The sequence below is a fragment of the Aeromonas simiae genome (assembly GCF_000820125.1).
In the GTDB taxonomy this organism is placed as follows: Bacteria; Pseudomonadota; Gammaproteobacteria; order Enterobacterales; family Aeromonadaceae; genus Aeromonas; species Aeromonas simiae.
This window is the reverse complement of the sequence record NZ_CDBY01000034.1, coordinates 24,741-45,167: the sequence shown is the minus strand read 5'-3', so window position 1 is coordinate 45,167 and position 20,427 is coordinate 24,741. Positions and strand designations below refer to the sequence as shown.

Sequence of the window (20,427 nt, the reverse complement as noted above, 5' to 3'; positions counted from 1 at the left end):
GTGGAGAACATCATGACCGCTCAACAGAAATACGTCGTCGCTCTGGATCAGGGAACCACCTCCTCCCGTGCCATCGTCTTCGATCAGGACGCCAACATCGTCGCGACCTCCCAGCGCGAATTCACCCAGCACTACCCCAAGGCGGGCTGGGTCGAGCACGACCCGATGGAGATCTGGGCCACCCAGTCCTCCGTGTTCACCGAAGTGCTGGCCAAAAGCGGCCTGCACAGCGAGCAGATCGCCGCCATCGGTATCACCAACCAGCGTGAAACGACCGTGGTGTGGGAGAAGGCCACCGGCAAGCCCATCTATAACGCCATTGTCTGGCAGTGCCGCCGCACCGCCGCCATCTGTGAAGAGCTCAAAGCGCGCGGCCTGGAAGAGTACGTGCGCGAGAACACCGGCCTGGTGCTGGACGCCTACTTCTCCGGCACCAAGGTGAAGTGGATCCTCGACAACGTGGAAGGGGCCCGCGAGAAGGCGATGAAGGGCGAGCTGCTGTTTGGCACCATCGACACCTGGCTGGTGTGGAAGATGACCAACGGCGAGGTGCACGTCACCGATCCGACCAACGCCTCGCGCACCATGCTCTACAACATCCGCGATCTGAAGTGGGATCAGAAGCTGCTCGATGAGCTCGGCATTCCCATGTCCATGATGCCGGAGGTCAAACCCTCCTCCTCCGTCTATGGCTACACCACCCGTGGCGGCGGTACCCGCATCCCCATCGCCGGCATCGCCGGTGACCAGCAGTCGGCCCTGTTCGGCCAGCTCTGCTTCGAGAAGGGGATGGCCAAGAATACCTACGGCACCGGCTGCTTCCTCTTGATGAACACCGGTACCGAACCGGTTCGCTCGCAAAACGGCCTGCTGACCACGGTCGCCATCGGCCCGAAGGGCGAGGTGAACTATGCGCTGGAAGGGGCGGTCTTCATGGGCGGCGCCACCATCCAGTGGCTGCGTGACGAGCTCAAAATCATCCACGATGCCCGCGACACCGACTACTTCGCCAGCAAGGTGGGCGACACCAACGGCGTCTATCTGGTACCGGCCTTCGTCGGCCTGGGTGCCCCCTACTGGGACCCGTATGCCCGTGGCACCATGGTCGGCCTGACCCGCGGCGCCAACCGCAACCACATCATCCGTGCGGCGCTCGAATCCATCGCCTACCAGAGCCGCGACGTGCTCGACGCGATGCAGCAGGACTCCGGCATCAAGCTGGCGGCCCTCAAGGTGGACGGTGGCGCGGTCGCCAACGACTTCCTGATGCAGTTCCAGTCCGACATGATGCACACCCCTGTGGTGCGCCCAACCCGCATCGAGACCACCGCCATGGGCGCCGCCTTCCTAGCCGGCCTCGCCGTCGGTTTCTGGAAGAGTTCGGACGAGCTGGAAGACAAGTTCAGTGTCGATCGCGAGTTCATCCCGCAGATGGACAAGGCCGACCGTGACCGCCGCTATCGCGGCTGGCAAAAAGCCGTCGAGCGCTCCCGCCACTGGGCAATCGAAGAAGAGTAATCATCCACGCAGCGTAACAAAGGCCGGCATTTGCCGGCCTTGCTGTTGCTCAATGCCAGCACGGACATGCGTTGAGGCAAGCAACGAAAAGCCGGCCAAAGGGCCGGCTTTCTCTCGGTAGGCACCGCTCAGTCGGCGCGCTTGTCGGTCAGGGTGGCATAACGGCACTCGGGGAAACGGGTGCAGGTCATGAAGTAGTGACCGGCCTGCGGCCCTTTGCGGGCCAGACGCTCCACCATGGGTGCATCACAGCGCGGGCAGGTATCATGCATCCGCTTCACCTGCGGGGCTCGCGGCTCCTCCTCCACGTCGGTCATCAGGCCGGGATTGAAGGTCGGCTCGCGCCGGCCACCGGTCTCGACGCCATCGAGCATCAGGGCCCCCAGCGTCGGCTCGTCACCAAATTCGCGCTCATGGTGATGCTCGTCCACATGGTGGGGCGGCAACTCGGGCTCCTCCTCCTCAAGACCCAGCTCCGGCTCCAGGTAATAGTGCAGCTGCTCGTGCAGGGCATCGACGTCATACTCCGCGGCCAGCGGAATCGCCAGCAGCGCCAATCCCGCCGCCTTGCAAGCCTCACGGCGAAAGTCCTGCTCATGGCCCTCCTCTTCTTCGATGACGATACCGCACAGAGGGGTAGCATCCTCCCGATCGATGAGGAGATAGTCGAGATCCCAACAGGTCAATTCATCCGCGGCCAACTGCCACTTGCGGCTGGAGAGCTTGTCGTTAGGGATCAGCACATTGGCCAGATTGACCTTGGCCAACACCCGCGCCGACTCACCGACAGCCTCTTCCAGCGCATCCAGCAGGGCCAGCTCCTCGACCTCTAGCACCCCCTCCTGACGACGGTAATCGGAAGGGTTACCACCACGACGCATCCACCACAACACGGCCGCCACCAACAGCATCAAGACGGCCAACCAGACTAGGCCCATCACTCCTCCTGCGCCCACGACTCTCGGGCTGAAAAAAACGGGCGATACTCTAGCACGCCACCAGAGGGATGTCAGTTGGTGACGCAGCCTGTTTGTTTTATATACAACCCAAGCCACCCCGCTTCATCGCCGGGAATTTATCGCCCGGGTGCTTCATCTGAGGCAGCGGCGCAGGCACAATGGAACAAGAGCACGACAAGGAGAAGCAGATGCAAAAACAGCTGGTTATCACCGTGATAGGACCGGATCGCCCGGGAATAGTGGAGAGTCTTGCCGAAGCGGTCAGCACGGCGGGGGGTAGCTGGCAGGCCAGCTCCATGAGCGAACTGGCCGGCCAATTCGCCGGCATACTGCAAGTGACCCTGCCCGAGGCGGCGGTGGCACCGCTGCACCAAGCGCTCAATGCCCTGCCGGATCTGCGCATCACCTTAGTCGAGGGGGCCGAGGTTGCCCTGCCCGACCACGAGCTGCTCATCACCCTGACCGCCAACGACCGCCCCGGTATCGTTCATGAGCTCTCTGCCGCCCTGCACCGCCTTTCGGTCAACGTGATGGAGCTCAGCACCGGCTGCGAGGCCGCCGCCCACAGCGGGGCGCCTCTCTTCTATGCTCACGCCCTGCTGGCCCTGCCGCAGGGGATGACCCAAGAGGAGCTGGTCGCCGCACTGGAATCCCTCTCCGACGATCTGATGATCGACATCGACGAAGCCGGGTGACGTCATCAGGTTGTCATCATTTCGTCATATAAAGGGCAGCCAATAAGGATCACAGAGGCACACCATGAGCACTGACAAGCTGTACGAAGACAAGGAGCTCAGCTGGCTCTCATTTAATGAGCGAGTACTGCAGGAGGCGATGGACAAGACGGTGCCGCTCATCGAGCGGATACGCTTCCTCGGGATCTTCTCCTCCAATCAGGACGAGTTTTTCAAGGTGCGCGTCTCCGAGGTCAAGCGCCGCATCCTCATCAACGAAGAGCACGGCGGCGACGAAACCGCCAAGGTGCTGCTGCGCGCCATCCAGCAGAAGGTGCTGAACCTCGGTGAGGCGTTTGATGCCACCTACCGCGAGCTGCTGCTGCAACTGGCCCGCCACAATATCTTCCTGGTCAACGAAAACCAGCTCTCTGAGACTATGGTCAGCTGGATGCAGACCTTCTTTCGCGAGAAGGTGCTGCGCCACATCACCCCCATACTGCTGAGCAAGGAGGTGAACCCGGCGCGCTTTCTCAAAGACGAGCGCACCTATCTGGCTATCGAGATGAAGAAGCTGGGCCAGGTGATCCAGTACGCCCTGGTCGAGGTGCCGACCGACGATCTGCCGCGCTTCTTTCAGCTGCCGCCGGAGGGCTCCCGCCGCAAAAAGCAGATTATCCTGCTCGACAACATCATCCGCCTCAATCTCGACGCCATCTTCAAGGGCTTTTTCGACTACGACGAGATTGCCGCCTATGCGGTCAAACTGACCCGCGACGCCGAGTATGACCTCTCGGATCAGCTGGATCTCAGCCTGGTCGACAAGATGAGTGATGGCCTCAAGCAGCGCATCACCGCCATGCCGGTGCGCTTTGTCTATGAGCGGGAGATGCCGGCAGCCATGATAAGCTTCCTCAAGCTCAAGTTGCAGATCAGCTCATACGACGCCATCATCCCCGGCGGGCGCTATCACAACTTCAAGGATTTCATCGGCTTTCCCAACGTCGGCCGCGATTATCTGGAAAACCCCAAACTGCCGGCGCTCGATTGCCGCGACTTTGATGGCTTCGTCAATGCCTTCGACGCCATCCGCCAAAAAGACATCCTGCTCTACTACCCGTACCACAAGTTCCACCATTTCACCGAGCTGGTGCGCCAGGCCGCCTTCGACCCCGCGGTCACCGCCATTCGCATCAACATCTACCGGGTGGCCAAGAAGTCGCGCATCATCCACTCCCTCATCGACGCCGCCAACAACGGCAAGAAGGTGACCGTGGTGGTCGAGCTGCGCGCCCGTTTCGACGAGGCCGCCAACATCGACTGGGCCAACATCCTGACCGATGCCGGGGTGCGGGTGGTGTTCGGGGTGCCGAGCCTGAAGATCCACTCCAAGCTCTGCCTCATCACCCGGATGGAGAACGGCGAGCCGGTACGCTATGCCCACATCGGCACCGGCAACTTCAACGAGCGCACCGCCAAGATCTACACCGACTTCTCCCTCATCACCTGCCACCCGGAGATCGCCGCCGAGGTGGAGAACGTGTTCGACTACATCGAGTACCCCTATCGCCGCTACAAGTTCAACCACCTGCTGGTCTCCCCCATCAACAGCCGTCGCCAGCTGTTTCGCTTGATAGACAGCGAGCTGGCCAACGCCAAGGCCGGGCAGCCCTCGGGGATCTTCCTCAAGATCAATAATCTGGTGGACCGGGATCTCATCAACCGCCTCTATGCCGCCGGCCAGGCCGGAGTGCCGATCCAGATGATCATCCGCGGCATGTGCGCCCTGCGCCCCGGCATCCCCGGCCTGAGCGAGAACATCAAGGTGATCAGCATCATCGACCGCTTCCTCGAGCACCCGCGAGTCATGGTGTTCCACAACAAGGGGGCACAGCAGGTGTTCATCTCCAGCGCCGACTGGATGACCCGCAACATCGACGGCCGGATTGAGGTGGGCACCCCCATCTATGACGACCGGCTCAAGCAACGCATCCTCGATATCCTGGATCTGCAGTGGAACGACACCACCAAGGCGCGGGTCATCGATGCCGAGCAGAGCAATGCCTATGTCAAGCGTGGCAACCGCCGCAAGCTGCGCAGCCAGGTCGCCATCTATGACTACCTCAAACAGACCGAGGAGAAGAGCGGTGGACAATAGTCTCTATGCCGCTGTGGATCTGGGATCCAACAGTTTTCACATGATCATCGCCCACCTCAGCGAGGGGCGTTTTCGCATCGTCGATCGCATCAAGGAGCGGGTGCGCCTGGCCGAGGGGATGGATGCCCAAAAACGGATGAGCCCGGCAGCCATGGCACGCGGGCTCGCCTGCCTGTCGCTGTTTGCCGAGCGGCTGGCCAACATTCGGCCCGATCACGTGCGTATCGCCGGCACCTACACCCTGCGCCGCGCCAGCAATGCCCGTGACTTTGTGTTGCAGGCCAGCCGGATCTTGCGCCACCCCATCGAGATCATCAGCGGTCAGGAGGAGGCCCGCCTCATCTATCAAGGGGTCGCTCATACCCAACATGTGGAGGGGCAGGTGCTGGTCATCGACATCGGTGGTGGCAGCACCGAGCTCATCATAGGGGAAGGATTCACCCCCGCCGCCTTAACCAGCCGCAAGATGGGCTGCGTCAGCTTTACCCAGCAATTTTTCGCCGATGGTCGCCTTGGCGAGCGCCAATTTACCGCCGCCATGCTGGAGGCCCAGCACCAGCTCGACCCCATCCTCGAGCAGTACCGCACCCTCGGCTGGCAGGGCTGTCTCGGCAGCTCGGGCTCCATCCGCGCCGTGCACGATGTGTTGTTGCAAGAGGGGCTTTCGGAGGGGGGCATCACCCTCGGGGCACTCGAACAGCTCAGAGAACGGATGATCGAGTGCAAGAAAGTGAGCCACCTCAAGCTCTCTGGCCTGCCGGAGGAGCGGCGCGAGGTGTTCGCCGCCGCCGTCGCCATCCTGCTGGCCCTGTTCCACTCCCTCAAGATAGAGCGGATGGACTACTCGGACGGCGCCCTGCGTGAAGGGTTGCTCTATGAATTCGAGGAGCGCCTGCAACACCACGATATCCGCGAGCGCACCACCCTGGCCCTCAGCCGCCACTACCGTATCGATGTGCGCCAGGCGAGCCGGGTGGAAGAGACAGCCCTGACCCTGTTCGACATGCTGCGCGATGATTGGCAGCTCGAGCGCGAGCCCTACCGCGCCATGCTCGGCTGGGCGGCACGGCTGCATGAGATTGGCCTTGCCATCAACTACAGCGGCATTCACCGCCACTCGGCCTACATACTGCAACACACCGATCTGCCCGGCTTCAGCCAGGAAGATCAGACCCTGCTGGCGGCACTGGTGCGCTTTCAACGCAAGGCGCTGCGCCCGGACGACATGCCCGCGCTACCGAGCCATGACGAACAGAGCGTGCTGCGCTGCATCCGTCTGCTGCGGCTGGCCGTGGCCATGCACCACAGGCGTCAGGATGAATTGCTGCCCTCCCTGCGCGCCAGCGCCGCTGAGAGCAGAATGACACTGGAGCTGCCGGAGGGGTGGTGCGAGGCCAATCGCCTGCTGATGCAGAACCTGGAAAAAGAGCAGCGCTACTGCCATGAGATGGGCTGGACGCTGGAGCTGCGTGCGCAGTAATGACTTACCTCTCACTACACGGGGCTGCCACTGTGCAGCCCCGTTTCATTTATCACTGCAACTCGGGCAGCACCAGCTTGGCAATCTCGAAGTAGATGATAAGGCCGGTGGCGATTCAGTCTTACTACTAATTTTGGCAACACCACCGACTTCAAGATAAAATACGCAGTATACTAAAATGGTTCATAGACCATTTATTAATTTTGTCTAAAGTGACGAAGCAGTTCATGATAAGACTCATCTTTGGCATGCAACGCATTACTATATTTTTCTTTTGTTTTATCCAAAAATTCACGATAAAGATCGATCATGTCTCTCACAAATACCTGCTCATCTTCTTTTCCATCATCCAACTCTACAGAGTGGAGAGCGTTCAGCATAATATAGAAGAAATAATTCATCGATCCGACCAAGACCCTATGTAAATGCCCTTCTCGAGTTGTCATAATATGCAGTAAATAATTATATTGCCGTTGCATCAACTCGATAATATCATCATAAGTCAGAGAAACCTTATCCCATTCATCACGCATCAAATCTATTAATTTATTAAACACTTCAAGGCCAAGATGCTTTTCCAATTCAGTAATGGAAATTTTCAACGGGGAAAAAAATGTTTGTCGAATATTACTGATAATCGCATGTTTATAAATTTTTTGATTCACAATATCAATTTCATTGACAGGCAGAGGGATGGTCCCCACTACCTTAGCCCCCTCTGCAGTATTATAACACACGACATCTGGATTCATACGTAGCAATGTTTCCAATTGCTTAATTGAAAGGCTAAATAATTCATTCGATATAACCTCACCTCCAAAATTACCAGGAAGGTACATAACCGCTGATGAAGTAATAGCTTTTTTGAGCTTATCAATTGCATTTCCTTGCTCATCGAAATAAGAGCTCAGCCGGGAGTGATGATGATCCTTGGAAAGGTATCCATTATCGACCCCAAACAAATAGATCTGTTTAAAACCCAACGTGACCGCATAACTTAATCCAGTGTTACCAACATATGGATTAACACAAGGTAGGAAGGCAACATCATCAACCAACCCTAAACTACCGAGCAAGATATGCATCGGCTCCATCGACTTGAAACCAACTGCATACTGCTCGAAATATTTGAAGCAGTCCGGATGCAACACATCTACACCGAGAAATAAAATATCTCGTAGAAAATCTGGCGCATTTAACGTCGCCAGAAAATCAGCAGAGCTTTTAGTTCTCTCTACCATAACCAAAATATCCGGCTTTATCCCAGCAGAATACAAGGCACTAATACTACTTCCGCAGGCTATAATAATAGCTTCTTGTTGATATTTTTTGATGAGAGGTATCGCCTTGTCGAGTGATGGTCCATTACCGACTATAAAAATCGGATACTGTGCTGCATCACCACTCACCTTACTCTTTCGGTGTAAAAAAGGCACTCGCTCTCGAATGTTCTCATAACTATGGGCCAAGGCAAGTATATTATCATCAAAAAAACCCCACCCTAATTTTATGATATGAAATTCTTTTTCCACCTTGCTAATTAGACTATATATTTTCTCCGATGGATAGTGCCAGAAAGAACAAATACTGGTTGCCCAAAACGCACCTCTTTTATTTATTGCGAGACTGAGGTCTGATACTATGTTATTTTCATCGCTACCTATAAATATATGCATACCCAGACGATTTTTATCTAGATAGCTCAATAAAGGAGCCCAGTCGAAGGTAAATAAAGATGCATAAAAGAGATCAGGATCAGGCTCAACAACAAATAGATTCTTGATCTTGTGCTGCTCGTAAAGATAACCAAGCTGATAACCCAAGCCAACGCCGAACATCAACATCATTGGAATAGAAACTGGGAGTTTCTTGTTCAAGCTAAGTGAGCTACGACGTTTATTAAACATTTCAATTATTTTATTTAAATACTCAGGATGTATTTGATTAAAATAATTCTCACCCGATTTTAGATTCATTACACCTAAGGTGCACTTTGATAAGACATTCTCGATTTGAGCCTTAGCCAAAGTATATGGAGAATGGCCATAAAGAGCTTTGTTATCGTCAAGCCATAATAGATTCGGCTCTCCATTTTCATTGCAGAAAAAACGGAATGGGCGCGCCGGAACATACTCCTTAAACTCCTCATATAAGTGAGGAAAAAAGGAAGATAAAGCCACCATATTATCCTGAAAACGAGCAGGTAGTGTCGCCAGCATGGCTCGCTCTTGCTCACTTTGCATTACTAACCGAGCCAGTTGTTGCTCGGCATCCGTCAGCTGCTTATCACTCATAGTCATGATTCCTGGTGCCATAAACGGATCTGGCCTTATTGGCCGTCATGATGGATTGCAGATCGATGCGGGTCTGCTGCAGCTGGGTCTCGAGCCAACTTTTTAGTTGCGCCTCGGCCTCAAGCAGACACGTTAGATCGGAGGGAGTGGCCTGCTGCTTAAGTGCATCAAGATCGCTCCCGGACAGCAGTGCCAACCGCTCATCCATCAGTCGGTCGGCTTCACTCAGATCATCGCGCTCAAGAGCATCACGGATAGCGAGGGTCAATTGCATGAGGCGTTGCATCAACATTAGGCGCCCTTAATCTTCGAGAATGCTGCATCCTTCTCTTCGGTGGTGATCCCATCCCAGCCCGATTTGATAGTGATAAGCAGGTTTGCCACCTCATCGATGGCCGCCGAGTCCATCTCCTTGCTGGCGTCGAGGAGGCGTTCTTTCATGTAGTCGTAAAGCATGGCGAGCCGCTCGGGGACTTCACCATAACTGAGATCGAGCGAATCCTGCAGGCCATTGATGATCGCCATGGACTTGGAGATAGCGACCGACTTGCCTTCAAAATCCTTGCGCTCGATCGCCCCCTTAGCCTGAGCCAAACGCTCCAAGCATCCTTGCAACATCAGCTGGATCACCCGGTGCGGATCGGCAACTGCCAGCTCCGCCTGCAGATTCATGGTGGTATAGGCTTTAAGGCTTTTCTTGTACATGTGGCTATTCCATCCCTACATAACTACTGGGAACCGATCAGACTGAGATAGGAGGCTGATTTGTTAAGTTTGGCCAGCAGGGTATCCAGGCTACCGTAACGGGCGCGTAGCGACTCCTCATACTTGGTCATCTGGGTCGCGACATCAGCCTGCTTGCGCGAGACCTCGCGGAGATCCGAATTCAGACTGTCCTCTCGTTTGGCCAGAAGCCCGCCGCTCTTGGAGTACTCCTCAAGCTGGCTGGAAAGCTTGCCAGCCACACCATCTTCCCCGCTAAAGAGTGCAACAACCTGCTCATAGTTCTTGTCCAGAGCCTCGGAAAATTTCTCGTCATCGAGTGAGAGCACTCCCTTGTTATCCATCTTGACGCCAATCTGGAAGATGGTCGACAACTCGGTGGAGGTAGTGGACTTGTCGGTGACGGTACTGCTCATGATGTTAACGATGGTTCGCGTCATGGAATCCCCCGCCAGGGCGCCCCCGTCACTCTGCTGGACACCAGCCACGATGGAGTTGCGCTTGCCCAGCTCATTGGACTTGCTGACCAGGGTGTTGTAACCATCAATGAAACTCTTCACCATGGCCTTGATCCCATCCTTGTCGGTCGAGACGTCCACCTTGTTGGACTTGACGTTACCGGCGCTGTCCTTGTCTGAGGTTCGCAGCACAGTTACCTTCAGCCCCATGATGGTGCCGTCGAAGGTGTTAGTGGCACTAGTCAATTTGTTGCCATCCACGTCAATCTCAGCGCTACCAGCTGACTGAGTCTGGGTAAAGGCCGAGGCAAAGCTGCTGAGCTCTGCCGTCGACCCGGTGATCTGCATGTCGTTACCATCACCACTGATGCCAGAATCCATGATGAGCTTCGACTTACCGTCCGAAGTGGTGATGATGTTGGCGCTGAGGCCAAAGTTGTCACCATCGTTATTGATCCGCTTGCGAATACTCTGCAGGCTGTCACCCGCCTTGACATCCACCGAGAAGCTCTTATCACCAGCCTTGAAGGTCAGGGTCCCATCCTGCGTAACAATGGCGTCGGTAGAGCTGTTGAACACCGACTCGAACTTGCTGGTCGTCGCCAATTTATTGACGGTAATATTGTACTGCCCGTTGGAGGTTCCCGCCTTGCTCTCGACCTTCATCACCGGATCATCTTTGTCTTGGGAAACGGTGATCGCCCGTTTGTTGAAGGAATCGTTTTTCGCCATGCTCTTGAGCGTGGTGACATAGGAAGCTATGGCTGACTTGAGCTGCCCCACACCGGAAAGAGATATTTGCGCTGTCGTCTGTTTTTTGGTCAGCGGCTGTTGCAGTTGGGCCTTTTTGGCCTGCACACTGGCAGAAATGACAGACTCCAAGTCTATTCCGGAGCCCGCACCGGCCGAAGTGATGGTTGCCATAAAGATTTCCCTCCTCGCAATGGGTTCAGATTTCGTTGTCCAGCAGCAACCCGCTGCGTGAACCCCGATCGCCATCAGTTTCGCGCAGCGTTTGCAGGCGCTTGCTGATGGACAATAGTTCTTCACTGGGGATCTGACGGATCACCGTTCGTGTATCCGCATCCACCACCTTGATGACGACCTTATCCAGGTCACGTTCCACGCTGAAGTTGACGGTCCATCCTTGCAGTTGACTGAATTCCTGCAACTTTTGTACCTCTTCTTCGATCCGTGGCATGGCATTTGCGCTTGTCCTCTCCTGCAGGGAGGGATCTTGACCTTCGACTCCGGTTACCTGCTGCTCTTCTTTCGCTTCCTGCGCTCCAGATAGCAATCGAGCGGCCGGCTGGCCGCTCTTGCTACTACTAGATTGAAGAGAAGAAGGAGTGACCGATGACGAGAATCCTGTTTCACTGGTCATGTTGTCGCTCCTTAACCTACATCACAGCCATTAACCCAACAGGGAGAGTGCCGACTGCGGGCGTTGGTTGGCCTGAGCCAGGATGCTGGAGGCCGCCTGTTGCAGGATATTCTGCTTGGTCATGTTAGCGGTTTCGGTCGCAAAGTCGGCATCACGGATCCGCGAGCGGGCAGCGCTCAGGTTCTCGGAGATGTTGGACTGGTTACGAATGGTGGAGTCAAAACGGTTCTGCACCGCACCGAGTTCCGCACGCTTGCTGTCCACCGCCTTGATCATGTAATCCAAGTTAGCCATCGCCAGCTGAGCAGTACTTGCGGCAGTGATGCTCTTCACGGTACTTGCCTTAACGGCACTCGTAGAGGTGTTCACCACATAGGGCTCGTTAGAGGTGCTGGTGTTGGTGTTAGCCTTAATCGCTGAGCTGCCTTTGGTCGCACTGGCAATCCCGCTGATAGTGAAAGCGGTGGTCATTTTGAAGGTGATGGTCTGGGTCGCATCGGCACCCACCTGGAATGACCCCTTGTACTTGCCGTCCAGCAATTTTTGACCACCGAAGGTGGTGTCGTTGGAGATCCGGTTGATCTCGGTCATCAGCTGATCGTACTCCTGTTGCAGCGCGGTACGGTCATCATTGTTATTAGAACCGTTGGAAGATTGCTGAGCCAGGGTACGCATGCGTTGCAGCATGCTGGTAACCTCATCCATCGAGCCTTCGGCGGTCTGGGCGACCGAGATGCCATCGTTGGCGTTACGGTTGCCCTGATCCAGGCCATTGACCTGGGAGGTCAAACGGTTGGAAATCTGTAGACCGGCGGCGTCGTCCTTGGCGCTATTGATGCGCAGCCCTGATGCCAGACGAGTGTAAGAAGTATCCAACGATTTGTTGGTATTCATCAGGTTGCGCTGGGCGTTCAGTGATGAAGTATTGGTATTGATGTACATAGCCATAAATGAAGTCTCCGATGAACTTGAAACTGCGGGTCACGCCTAGGCAGTGATATCCCACCAGGTGGGAGTGCCAGTTGAACATTCCGGCACTCCTCGGCGGGTGCCTGTTTGAACGGACTGGCGACCCGCAGCAGTGCAATCGTTGGATTTCCGAACACCCCTCGATTTGCTCATTCTTGTTAACGGCATGCCACGAGGAAGCTTTAGGGAAAATTCTTGCCTCTACCGGCAATTTTTACCGGCCAGAATCCACTATCAACCAATGTCCTGTGCTCCGGGGGCCACGACAGCTAGAGTAAAGGCGTGGTAAGAATGGCACGAGATATGCATAAGTAAGGGTGGCACCGATGGGTGTCAAAAAGCAGATAAAAAAGAGGCCGGATAACCGGCCAAAACGAGCTTTATGCTCAGGAGATAGAACCGAGTGTGGCAGATCATTAGATCTGAGCCACACTGGTCATAGCGATAGAAGAGTCTCTCTTCTCTTTCCGATTGAACAAAGTGCGCTCCGAACACCCCTTTGTTCCTTCCTCGCAGGGCGGCCTGAACAACCGCCCTGCTTCTTTATGCTTAACCTTGCAGCAGAGAGAGTGCCGACTGCGGGCGCTGGTTGGCCTGGGCCAGGATGGTCGAGGCCGCCTGTTGTAAAATATTCTGCTTGGTCATGTTAGCGGTTTCGGTCGCAAAGTCGGCATCACGGATCCGTGAACGAGCGGCGCTGACATTCTCCGACACGTTGGACTGGTTACGAATGGTGGAGTCGAAGCGGTTCTGCACCGCACCGAGTTCAGCACGCTTGCTGTCCACCACCTTGATCATATAGTCCAGGTTAGCCATCGCCAGCTGGGCAGTACTGGCAGCGGTGATGCTCTTCACGGTACTAGCCTTGACGGCACTCGTAGACGTGTTCACCACATAGGGCTCGTTAGAGGTGCTGGTGTTGGTGTTAGCCTTAATCGCTGAGCTGCCTTTGGTCGCACTGGCAATCCCGCTGATGGTGAAGGCCGAGGTCATCTTGAAGGTGATGGTCTGGGCAGCATCGGCCCCCACCTGGAATGACCCCTTGTACTTGCCGTCCAGCAACTTCTGGCCACCGAAAGTGGTGTCATTGGAGATCCGGTTGATCTCGGTCATCAGCTGATTGTACTCCTGCTGCAATGCGGTACGGTCATCCGTATTGTTGGAGCCGTTAGAGGACTGCTGGGCCAGGGTACGCATGCGCTGCAGCATGCCGGTCACTTCATCCATCGCCCCTTCGGCAGTCTGCGCTACCGAGATACCGTCGTTGGCATTGCGGTTGCCCTGATCCAAGCCGTTGATCTGGGAAGTCAGACGGTTAGAGATCTGCAAACCAGCAGCATCATCTTTTGCGCTGTTGATACGAAGACCAGAGGCAAGTCTGGTATAAGAGGTATCCAACGACTTAGTCGTGTTAGTCAGGTTACGCTGAGCGTTCAACGAAGAGACGTTGGTGTTGATAAACATTGCCATGATATTTCTCCTAAGCTTTTGAAACTAAACAATAGATTTATATTTTTTGTTATCTTGCTACGTACTTTATATCGGCTTGATCTGGCTATCCTTTAGTACTCTTTTTTTCATGACTGCCAAAGCGCCGTCTGATTAAGTTATCGGCGGTAACCTGCTTCGCTTTAGGATAAATATAAAAAAACCGCCTTTCGGCGGTATTTTTATATTTAGGTGCTGTTAACGAATGTAATCAAACAAGGAGAGCTGTCCTATCTTGCTGAAAGCCAGCTGGGATGCGGAGAGTACCGTCTCCTCTTTGGCGATGGTCGAGATAGTTTCATACATATCCGCCTCTGACACATTGGCCCTAGTTTCTTTGTTCATGATGTCGAGCCCCGAGTTGGAACTCATCACCAGCTCCAAGCTGTTAAGGCGTGCCCCTATGTTGCCCATCCCAAGATCCATACGCACCCTCGAATTCTCAATGTGTACGCTCACATCGGCCACCGCATCCTGAAAATTGCTGCCCGTCACGGTGGGGTCACGTAGGGTGGTGATGAAGCTGCCCAATGAGTTGAGCACGTTGTCATTGGTCGGCGTATCCAGCGCAAAACTTTGACTGGCGCCACCGGCCGGCACGCTCAAGGTCAACGACAACCCCTGGAAGTTGATGGCATTGCCAGCGACATAGTCCCCGCTTTGCAACAAGGTGCCGCCACTATCGTAGACCTCATAGGTATCCGGACTACCGGCGATCGTATTGACGCTGAAGCTGTTGCTAGGCAGCGCCGGATCGTAGCTGCTCTTGTAGAAGGTATCGAACTGCCCCTGATCCGCCACTCCCACCTGGATATTGGCCGAGGTTGCACTGGCACTGCGGCGAGTGGCCACGGTCTGGAACAGATCCAGCCCGGAGTCATTGGCTTGCAAATTCACGCTGGGCGACACCTGCAAGAAACGCACCCCGGTATCGCCCTGGAACAGGTAGTTACCGGCCGCGTCCTGCACGAAGGGCTGCATTTGGCTCTGGTTACCACCAAACATGTACTCGCCCTGGGAGTTCTTGCTGTTCATCAGATCGAACAGCTGCTTTTGCACCCCCTCCAGCTCGGAGGCGATGGAAGCCCGGTTGGCTGCATCCAGTGCCCCGTCATTGGCCTTCTGCACCAGCGTCTGGGCGCTGAGCATGGCGTCATGGATGGAGGAAAGGATGGTCTCCTCATGGCTCAAACCATTTTCCAGCAAGCTACCGTTGACGTTGTATTGCTGATAGAGGGCAATCTCTTTATCGAGCGCCATCTTCTGACCCATGCCGGAGGGGTTCTCACCGGCCGAGGTAAACGCCTGCCCGGTGATGAGCTGGTTGTTGGCCCGATCCAGCCGCTCATTGGCGCCGGAGAGCGCCGTCAACGAGCGGCTATAGATCATGTTGGTGGTGATACGCATGATTTACCTCACAGCCGAAAGCAGGGACTCAAAAATGGTCTGCGCCGTGCTGACCACCCGTGCCGAGGCCGCATAGGCCTGCTGGAAACGGATCAAATTGGCCGCCTCCTCCTCCAGATTGACACCAGAGACGCTCTCGTGCAAAGCGGTGCTCTGATCCAGCTTGGCCTGGGCCGCCGCCACCGCCGTCTTGCTCTGGCTCACCTTGTTGCCGACCCCCACCACCAGCTCCGAATAGGCCTGGTTAAAGGTCATTCTGTCACTGGTGGTGCTGCTGCCCTTGCTCACCAGATTCTTATTTTGCAGCTCGGCCAGCGCCAACCCGTTGCGGTTATCGGAAAAACCGTTGCTGTTGTAACCCAGGGTAAAGCTGTCATTGGCCTTCACCTGCCCCTTGATGCTGAATTCGTAACCCGGTGTGGTGCCCGGTGTGGCGTAAACCTTGGGGCCTCCCAGCGGGTTCTCGAGTGCCGCCATCAGATTCTGCCCCTGGCTGGATGCGGGCGCGACGCCGATGAGGGTCGTGCCGTCCTGGGCATACACTTCGTAGTTGCCGCCGGCGTCGATCTTGACGATCTGCGGCGCGTTGGGATCGAGCGCATTGCCCGTCAGGAAAGAGCCGGCGCCGGTGTTGCTCACCCCGACCAGGCTGATCTCACCGTTGCCAAGGTTCTGGGCGTTCTTGTCGAGCTTAATCGGTGAGGCCAGGGCGAAATCTTCAGAGCGGGTGATGGCACTGGTCACGGCGCTGGCCGCCTGCTTGGTCGGTTGCAGCAGCAGCTTGTCACCAGCCGCCGGGGTACCGCCAAAGTCAATCTCGATGCCGTGGTTGTTGAGGGTCAGCGTGGCGGGCGGCGTGGCCCCCGTGGTCACCGAGGTGCGCTTGCCCGCCGCATCAATCATGAAAACCTCGTAGTTGGTGCTGCTGCTAAACGAGATCTCATAGTCATAGGGCAACACGTTGGCCCCCTGCCCCGGGATGAAGTTGACCGAGGCAGTGGCGCTGCCGGTATTGGTCGAGTAGGTGAGCGCATCACTGCCCGGCAGGGTCAGCAGGTCGCCACCGAGCTGGTTGTCGAGATCCATGCCGAGGTGGTTCTGGTTGTTGAGCGCATCCCCCAGGGTCACCGCCAACTGACCCAACTCGCGCTTGGCCGGCTCGAGATCGCTGCGCGCCTGCAAGAGCCCGCCTATGGTGCCACCAAGCGGCAGGGTATCGATGCGCTGTTTGTTTTGGCCAAACTCCAGTTGCAGATTGGTCTGCTGGGGGTCGGGATCACCGTCGATGACATTGATCTTGGCGGCCCCTGAGGCCAGCACCAGCGACTGACCGTTGACCAGATTGACCAGCACGCTGCCGTTGGTTTGCGGCACGGTGCGAATGTCGAGATGCTCGGAGAGCTGGCGGATCGCCTCGTCACGCTGATCAAACAGCGTCAGGCTCTCCTCCGGCGTATTTTGGGTGCGCAATATGGCCTGGTTCAGCTCATCGATGCTGCCGAGCAGGCCATTGACCGTCTTGACCGTGTCGCCCAGCTTGCCGTTGATGGTTCGGGTCTGGCTGTTAAGCTGATCGGCCAGGGTGTGGAAGCGATCCACCGTGTTGTTGAGGGCGCCCAGCGCCGTGTTGCGTCCGGTCAGCTCGGATGGCGCCTCGTTGGCGCCGTGCAGGGCGTTGAAATAGGAGCCCATGGCGACCCCGACGCTGTTGCTGGTGTCGCTCAGCAGCTTGTCGGTCGAATAGAGCATGTTGTAGCGGGTCGTCACCTGAGCCAGCGCCGAGGTATCGCGGCGCACCTCACCCTGGGCATATTGATCGAGGATCCGTTCGTTGACCCCCTGATCGACCCCCATGCCGATCACCAGACTGCTCAGCACGGTCCGTTCCCGCACATACCCCGCCGTGTTGACGTTGGTGATGTTGTTGCTGGTGGTCTGCAGCAGGCGCTGGTGTGCCAGCACGCCCGAGCTGCCGATACTGAGCAGATCTGTGGCCATCGATTACGACTCCCTCTCCTGGTACTGGGCGATCGCGTCGCTGCGCAGTACCTGTTTCAACTTGTGGGCGTAGTTCGGGTCGGTGGCGTAACCGGCCCGTTGCAGCGCCTCGAAATAGCGATCCGGACTGCCGGTCTGCGCCAGCGCCTGGCGATAGCGCGACCCCGACGTCAGGAAATCCACGTAGTCGTTGAAGCTCTCCTCAAACGACTCGTAAGAGCGAAACGCCGCCTTCTGGCGCGAGGCCACCCCTTGCTCGTACTCCAGGGTGCTGACCACCGCCTTGGGCCCCTCCCAACGCGGATCGGCCTTGATACCGAACAGGTTGTGGGTCACCTCGCCATCGGCATTGCGGATCACCCGCTTGCCCCAGCCGCTCTCCAGCGCCGCTTGCGCCACCAGCACAGCGGGGCTGAGCCCCAGCTTGTCGGCCGCCTTGCGCGCCAGCGGCATCAGCCGCTCGACGAACTCCTGCGGTGACGAGAAGCCCGGTTTGCCCGCGCGCCCGCTCGAGCCGCTGTCGTGGGCGGTCGCCACTTGCGTATCGCTCGTCATGGGCTTGCCCATGGGGGGGATGGTGCGGTGCCGGCTAACACGCACGAATCGCGGCCCCTCCCCTTGCTCTTGTCCAGCAAGTTCTTTGCCAAGTTTTTCTCCCAGCGCTTTCTGCTCGGCCAGGTGCTGGGCATAGGGCTTGTAGACCCGCTCGGTGCGCTCGGGCATGTGCAGCACCCGCCCATCCTCGTGACGGAAGGTCTTGCTGTCACCGGAGAGCTGCTTGACCACCATGTCGGCGATGCCGAGCCCCCCCTTGCTGGCCATGTCAGAGACCCGCTGCTGATCGAGCATGTCCTCGTAAAAGCGCGTGTACTGGCTGTTCATGGGGTTGTCCTGGGTCAGTGACGCCCCCGCTTCCCGCATCCCCTTGAACAGGGTCTGGGTGAAGATCGACTCGAACTGGCCGGCTGCGGCGCGCAGCGCCTGCTGCTGCCCCTGCTTGCTCTGGCCAAGGCGACGCAGCTTGTCTAAGTTCTGGACGTCCTGCACCAGCCCCAGATTGACCCCTTGGTTGTCGATGTCCGCCATCTTCCGTTACCTCGCTTCTTTGCCGCCGGTGGCAAGCCTTTGCCGCCCGGTTACAGGATCACCAGCTCACCCTGGATGGCGCCCGCCTGTTGCAGGGCCTCCAAAATGGCCATCAGATCGCCCGGAGCCACCCCCACCTGATTCACCGCGCGCACCAGATCGTCGAGGGAGGCACCAGTGTCAAACTTGAACATGCGGCCGTTTTCCTGCTGCACGTTGATGGTCGAGTTGTTGGTCACCGTGGTGTCGCCACCGGCCAGCGGATTGGGTTGGGAGACCTGCTGGTTCTCGGCGATGGTCACCGTCAGCCCGCCATGGCTGATGGCCGCCGGCTTGAGCTTCACTTCACGCCCGATGACGATGGTGCCGGTGCGCGAGTTGACGATGATCTTGGCCGACTCGTCTGCCGGGTCTACCTCCAGGTTCTCTAAGGTGGAGAGGTAGGAGACCCGCTGGCTAGGATCGCGCGGGGCAAACACCTTGACCGAGGTCGCATCCAGCGCCTGCGCCGTGTTAGGACCCACCAGATCGTTGACCGCATCGGCCAGACGGCGCGCCGTGGTGAAATCGGGGCGATTCAGGTTGAAGGTGATGGTGTCACCTTGGCTGAAGGCGGTCGGCACCTCGCGCTCGACCGTGGCGCCGTTGGCAATGCGCCCCACGGTCGGGGTGTTGATCACCACCTTGGAGCCATCGGCCCCCTCGGCACCGAGCCCCCCCACCACCAGACTGCCCTGGGCCACCGCATAGACGCGCCCATCCAACCCCTTGAGGAAGGTTTGCAGCAAGGTGCCGCCGCGCAGGCTCTTGGCCTCGCCGATGGCCGACACCGTGATGTCGATGGTCTGTCCCGGCTTGGAGAAGGGGGGCAGCTCGGCGTGCACCGCCACCGGCGCCACGTCCTTGATCTTCGGCTTGAGGTTATCCGGCACCTTGATGCCGAAGTTGTTGAGCATGGTGCGAAAAGTCTGCTCGGTGAAGGCGTTGTTCTTCTCACCGGTGCCGGGCAGACCAACCACCAGGCCGTAGCCGATCAACTGGTTGCTGCGCACCCCTTCGACCGAGCTGATGTCCTTGATGCGGCTCGCCTGCGCCACCAGAGGAAGGCTCAAACAGACGCCGAGCATGAGCGCGTGATAAAGACGCATGCCGCCTCCTTAAAGTGGCCACCAGGGGCCGTTGAAGAAACTGGTCAGCCAGCCCTGCTCCTGGGTATTGGCCAGATCGCCGGTGCCGCCGTAATAGATGCGGGCATTGGCCACCCGCTGGGAGGAGACCGAGTTGTCTGATCCCACGTCTTCGGGCCGGATCACCCCGGTGATGCGGATGTACTCGTTGCCGTTGTTGAGCATGATCCACTTCTCACCACGCACCATCAGGTTGCCGTTGGGCAATACCTTGGAGACGCTGACCGAGATGTTACCTTGCAGGCTGTTGCTCTGATCGGCCTTGGCCTGCCCCTTGAAGGTGGAGTTCTGGCCGAGGGAGGCCGACATGTCGTAGGCCCCCGCCGTGATGGGCACCCCACCCAGGGTCACCGGATCGAGACCGAACTTGTTGTTCTTGCCCGACTGGGTATCGGCCTTCTTCGAGGCGGAGGTCGACTCAATGAGCTGGATGGTAATGAGATCCCCCACCTTGTGCGCCTTGATGTCCGAATAGATGCTGTTGACCTGATCGGGCTGGAAAATGGCACCGGTCGGCCGCACCGAGACCTGATCGCCATCGGGGGAGACCGGGGCGAAATCCGGATCGTCGGGCCGCGGTGTATTGGGTGTGCTGGTACAACCGGCCAACAGCAGGCACCCCAGCATCCATACGGTTTTCATGA

Annotated in this window: 17 protein-coding genes; 4 read left to right on the top strand and 13 right to left on the bottom strand. The window is 57.2% G+C overall.

The features are described 5' to 3' along the window. Positions 1–12: 12 nt before the first annotated feature. Positions 13–1,518 (top strand): glycerol kinase GlpK, encoded by a 1,506-nt coding sequence (gene glpK / locus BN1134_RS05390; protein ID WP_042045839.1) that lies wholly within the window; start codon positions 13–15, stop codon positions 1,516–1,518. Between the two features lie 128 nt (positions 1,519–1,646). Here glpK and BN1134_RS05385 read toward each other — a convergent pair whose 3' ends face one another. Then, a complete protein-coding gene (locus BN1134_RS05385) occupies positions 1,647–2,456 on the bottom strand; it encodes a DUF2726 domain-containing protein (protein WP_042045746.1) in 810 nt (269 codons plus the stop codon). A 209-nt stretch (positions 2,457–2,665) separates the two neighbouring features. On the opposite strand from BN1134_RS05385, the gene BN1134_RS05380 reads away from it, so the two are divergent. From BN1134_RS05380 to ppx, 3 genes are all read left to right on the top strand, one after another. Beyond that, the gene (locus BN1134_RS05380; protein WP_042045745.1) at positions 2,666–3,172 is read left to right on the top strand and encodes a glycine cleavage system transcriptional repressor; all 507 of its coding nucleotides are present in this window, start codon (positions 2,666–2,668) and stop codon (positions 3,170–3,172) included. A gap of 64 nt (positions 3,173–3,236) precedes the next feature. Beyond that, the gene (gene ppk1, locus BN1134_RS05375) at positions 3,237–5,309 is read left to right on the top strand and encodes a polyphosphate kinase 1 (protein WP_042045744.1); all 2,073 of its coding nucleotides are present in this window, start codon (positions 3,237–3,239) and stop codon (positions 5,307–5,309) included. After that, entirely contained in the window at positions 5,299–6,789 is a 1,491-nt protein-coding gene (gene ppx, locus BN1134_RS05370) for an exopolyphosphatase (RefSeq protein ID WP_042045743.1), read from the top strand. The genes ppk1 and ppx overlap by 11 nt, the downstream gene beginning before the upstream one ends. Before the next feature lie 197 nt (positions 6,790–6,986). On the opposite strand, the gene BN1134_RS05365 is transcribed toward ppx, so the two are convergent. The 12 genes from BN1134_RS05365 to flgH form a co-directional block, all read right to left on the bottom strand. Continuing rightward, the gene (locus tag BN1134_RS05365; protein WP_052449429.1) at positions 6,987–9,083 is read right to left on the bottom strand and encodes a motility associated factor glycosyltransferase family protein; all 2,097 of its coding nucleotides are present in this window, start codon (positions 9,081–9,083) and stop codon (positions 6,987–6,989) included. After that, positions 9,076–9,357, bottom strand: a complete 282-nt coding sequence (locus BN1134_RS05360) for a hypothetical protein (RefSeq protein WP_156991679.1) — start codon at positions 9,355–9,357, stop codon at positions 9,076–9,078. Before BN1134_RS05360 ends, BN1134_RS05365 begins: the two co-directional genes overlap by 8 nt. A gap of 17 nt (positions 9,358–9,374) precedes the next feature. Further along, a complete protein-coding gene (gene fliS / locus BN1134_RS05355) occupies positions 9,375–9,788 on the bottom strand; it encodes a flagellar export chaperone FliS (RefSeq protein ID WP_042045739.1) in 414 nt (137 codons plus the stop codon). Between the two features lie 23 nt (positions 9,789–9,811). Further along, on the bottom strand, positions 9,812–11,188 hold the full coding sequence (gene fliD, locus BN1134_RS05350) for a flagellar filament capping protein FliD (RefSeq protein ID WP_042045738.1): 1,377 nt from the start codon (positions 11,186–11,188) through the stop codon (positions 9,812–9,814). Positions 11,189–11,213: 25 nt separating this feature from the next. Next, a complete protein-coding gene (locus tag BN1134_RS05345; RefSeq protein WP_042045737.1) occupies positions 11,214–11,648 on the bottom strand; it encodes a flagellar protein FlaG in 435 nt (144 codons plus the stop codon). Between the two features lie 30 nt (positions 11,649–11,678). After that, the gene (gene flaB / locus BN1134_RS05340) at positions 11,679–12,596 is read right to left on the bottom strand and encodes a flagellin B (RefSeq protein WP_042045735.1); all 918 of its coding nucleotides are present in this window, start codon (positions 12,594–12,596) and stop codon (positions 11,679–11,681) included. A gap of 570 nt (positions 12,597–13,166) precedes the next feature. Continuing rightward, positions 13,167–14,087, bottom strand: a complete 921-nt coding sequence (gene flaB, locus BN1134_RS05335) for a flagellin B (RefSeq protein ID WP_042045733.1) — start codon at positions 14,085–14,087, stop codon at positions 13,167–13,169. A gap of 216 nt (positions 14,088–14,303) precedes the next feature. Next, on the bottom strand, positions 14,304–15,512 hold the full coding sequence (gene flgL, locus BN1134_RS05330) for a flagellar hook-associated protein FlgL (protein ID WP_042045732.1): 1,209 nt from the start codon (positions 15,510–15,512) through the stop codon (positions 14,304–14,306). A 3-nt stretch (positions 15,513–15,515) separates the two neighbouring features. Next, positions 15,516–17,510 carry a flagellar hook-associated protein FlgK gene (flgK, locus tag BN1134_RS05325; protein ID WP_042045730.1) on the bottom strand — a complete coding sequence of 665 codons (1,995 nt, stop codon included), beginning with the start codon at positions 17,508–17,510 and terminating at the stop codon, positions 15,516–15,518. Between the two features lie 3 nt (positions 17,511–17,513). Further along, the gene (gene flgJ / locus BN1134_RS05320; protein ID WP_042045727.1) at positions 17,514–18,596 is read right to left on the bottom strand and encodes a flagellar assembly peptidoglycan hydrolase FlgJ; all 1,083 of its coding nucleotides are present in this window, start codon (positions 18,594–18,596) and stop codon (positions 17,514–17,516) included. A 50-nt stretch (positions 18,597–18,646) separates the two neighbouring features. Next, positions 18,647–19,744 (bottom strand): flagellar basal body P-ring protein FlgI, encoded by a 1,098-nt coding sequence (locus BN1134_RS05315; RefSeq protein ID WP_042045726.1) that lies wholly within the window; start codon positions 19,742–19,744, stop codon positions 18,647–18,649. A 9-nt stretch (positions 19,745–19,753) separates the two neighbouring features. Further along, positions 19,754–20,425 (bottom strand): flagellar basal body L-ring protein FlgH, encoded by a 672-nt coding sequence (gene flgH / locus BN1134_RS05310; RefSeq protein WP_042045725.1) that lies wholly within the window; start codon positions 20,423–20,425, stop codon positions 19,754–19,756. Positions 20,426–20,427: the final 2 nt, after the last annotated feature.

What these genes read in the sequence shown, in the direction of transcription:
- glpK (WP_042045839.1), top strand. Translation starts at nt 13, where the DNA reads ATGACCGCTCAACAGAAATACGTCGTCGCTCTGGATCAGGGAACCACC.
- BN1134_RS05385 (WP_042045746.1), bottom strand. Translation starts at nt 2,456, where the DNA reads ATGGGCCTAGTCTGGTTGGCCGTCTTGATGCTGTTGGTGGCGGCCGTG.
- BN1134_RS05380 (WP_042045745.1), top strand. Translation starts at nt 2,666, where the DNA reads ATGCAAAAACAGCTGGTTATCACCGTGATAGGACCGGATCGCCCGGGA.
- ppk1 (WP_042045744.1), top strand. Translation starts at nt 3,237, where the DNA reads ATGAGCACTGACAAGCTGTACGAAGACAAGGAGCTCAGCTGGCTCTCA.
- BN1134_RS05365 (WP_052449429.1), bottom strand. Translation starts at nt 9,083, where the DNA reads ATGAGTGATAAGCAGCTGACGGATGCCGAGCAACAACTGGCTCGGTTA.
- BN1134_RS05360 (WP_156991679.1), bottom strand. Translation starts at nt 9,357, where the DNA reads ATGCAATTGACCCTCGCTATCCGTGATGCTCTTGAGCGCGATGATCTG.
- fliS (WP_042045739.1), bottom strand. Translation starts at nt 9,788, where the DNA reads ATGTACAAGAAAAGCCTTAAAGCCTATACCACCATGAATCTGCAGGCG.
- fliD (WP_042045738.1), bottom strand. Translation starts at nt 11,188, where the DNA reads ATGGCAACCATCACTTCGGCCGGTGCGGGCTCCGGAATAGACTTGGAG.
- BN1134_RS05345 (WP_042045737.1), bottom strand. Translation starts at nt 11,648, where the DNA reads ATGACCAGTGAAACAGGATTCTCGTCATCGGTCACTCCTTCTTCTCTT.
- flaB (WP_042045735.1), bottom strand. Translation starts at nt 12,596, where the DNA reads ATGGCTATGTACATCAATACCAATACTTCATCACTGAACGCCCAGCGC.
- flaB (WP_042045733.1), bottom strand. Translation starts at nt 14,087, where the DNA reads ATGGCAATGTTTATCAACACCAACGTCTCTTCGTTGAACGCTCAGCGT.
- flgL (WP_042045732.1), bottom strand. Translation starts at nt 15,512, where the DNA reads ATGCGTATCACCACCAACATGATCTATAGCCGCTCGTTGACGGCGCTC.
- flgK (WP_042045730.1), bottom strand. Translation starts at nt 17,510, where the DNA reads ATGGCCACAGATCTGCTCAGTATCGGCAGCTCGGGCGTGCTGGCACAC.
- flgJ (WP_042045727.1), bottom strand. Translation starts at nt 18,596, where the DNA reads ATGGCGGACATCGACAACCAAGGGGTCAATCTGGGGCTGGTGCAGGAC.
- BN1134_RS05315 (WP_042045726.1), bottom strand. Translation starts at nt 19,744, where the DNA reads ATGCGTCTTTATCACGCGCTCATGCTCGGCGTCTGTTTGAGCCTTCCT.
- flgH (WP_042045725.1), bottom strand. Translation starts at nt 20,425, where the DNA reads ATGAAAACCGTATGGATGCTGGGGTGCCTGCTGTTGGCCGGTTGTACC.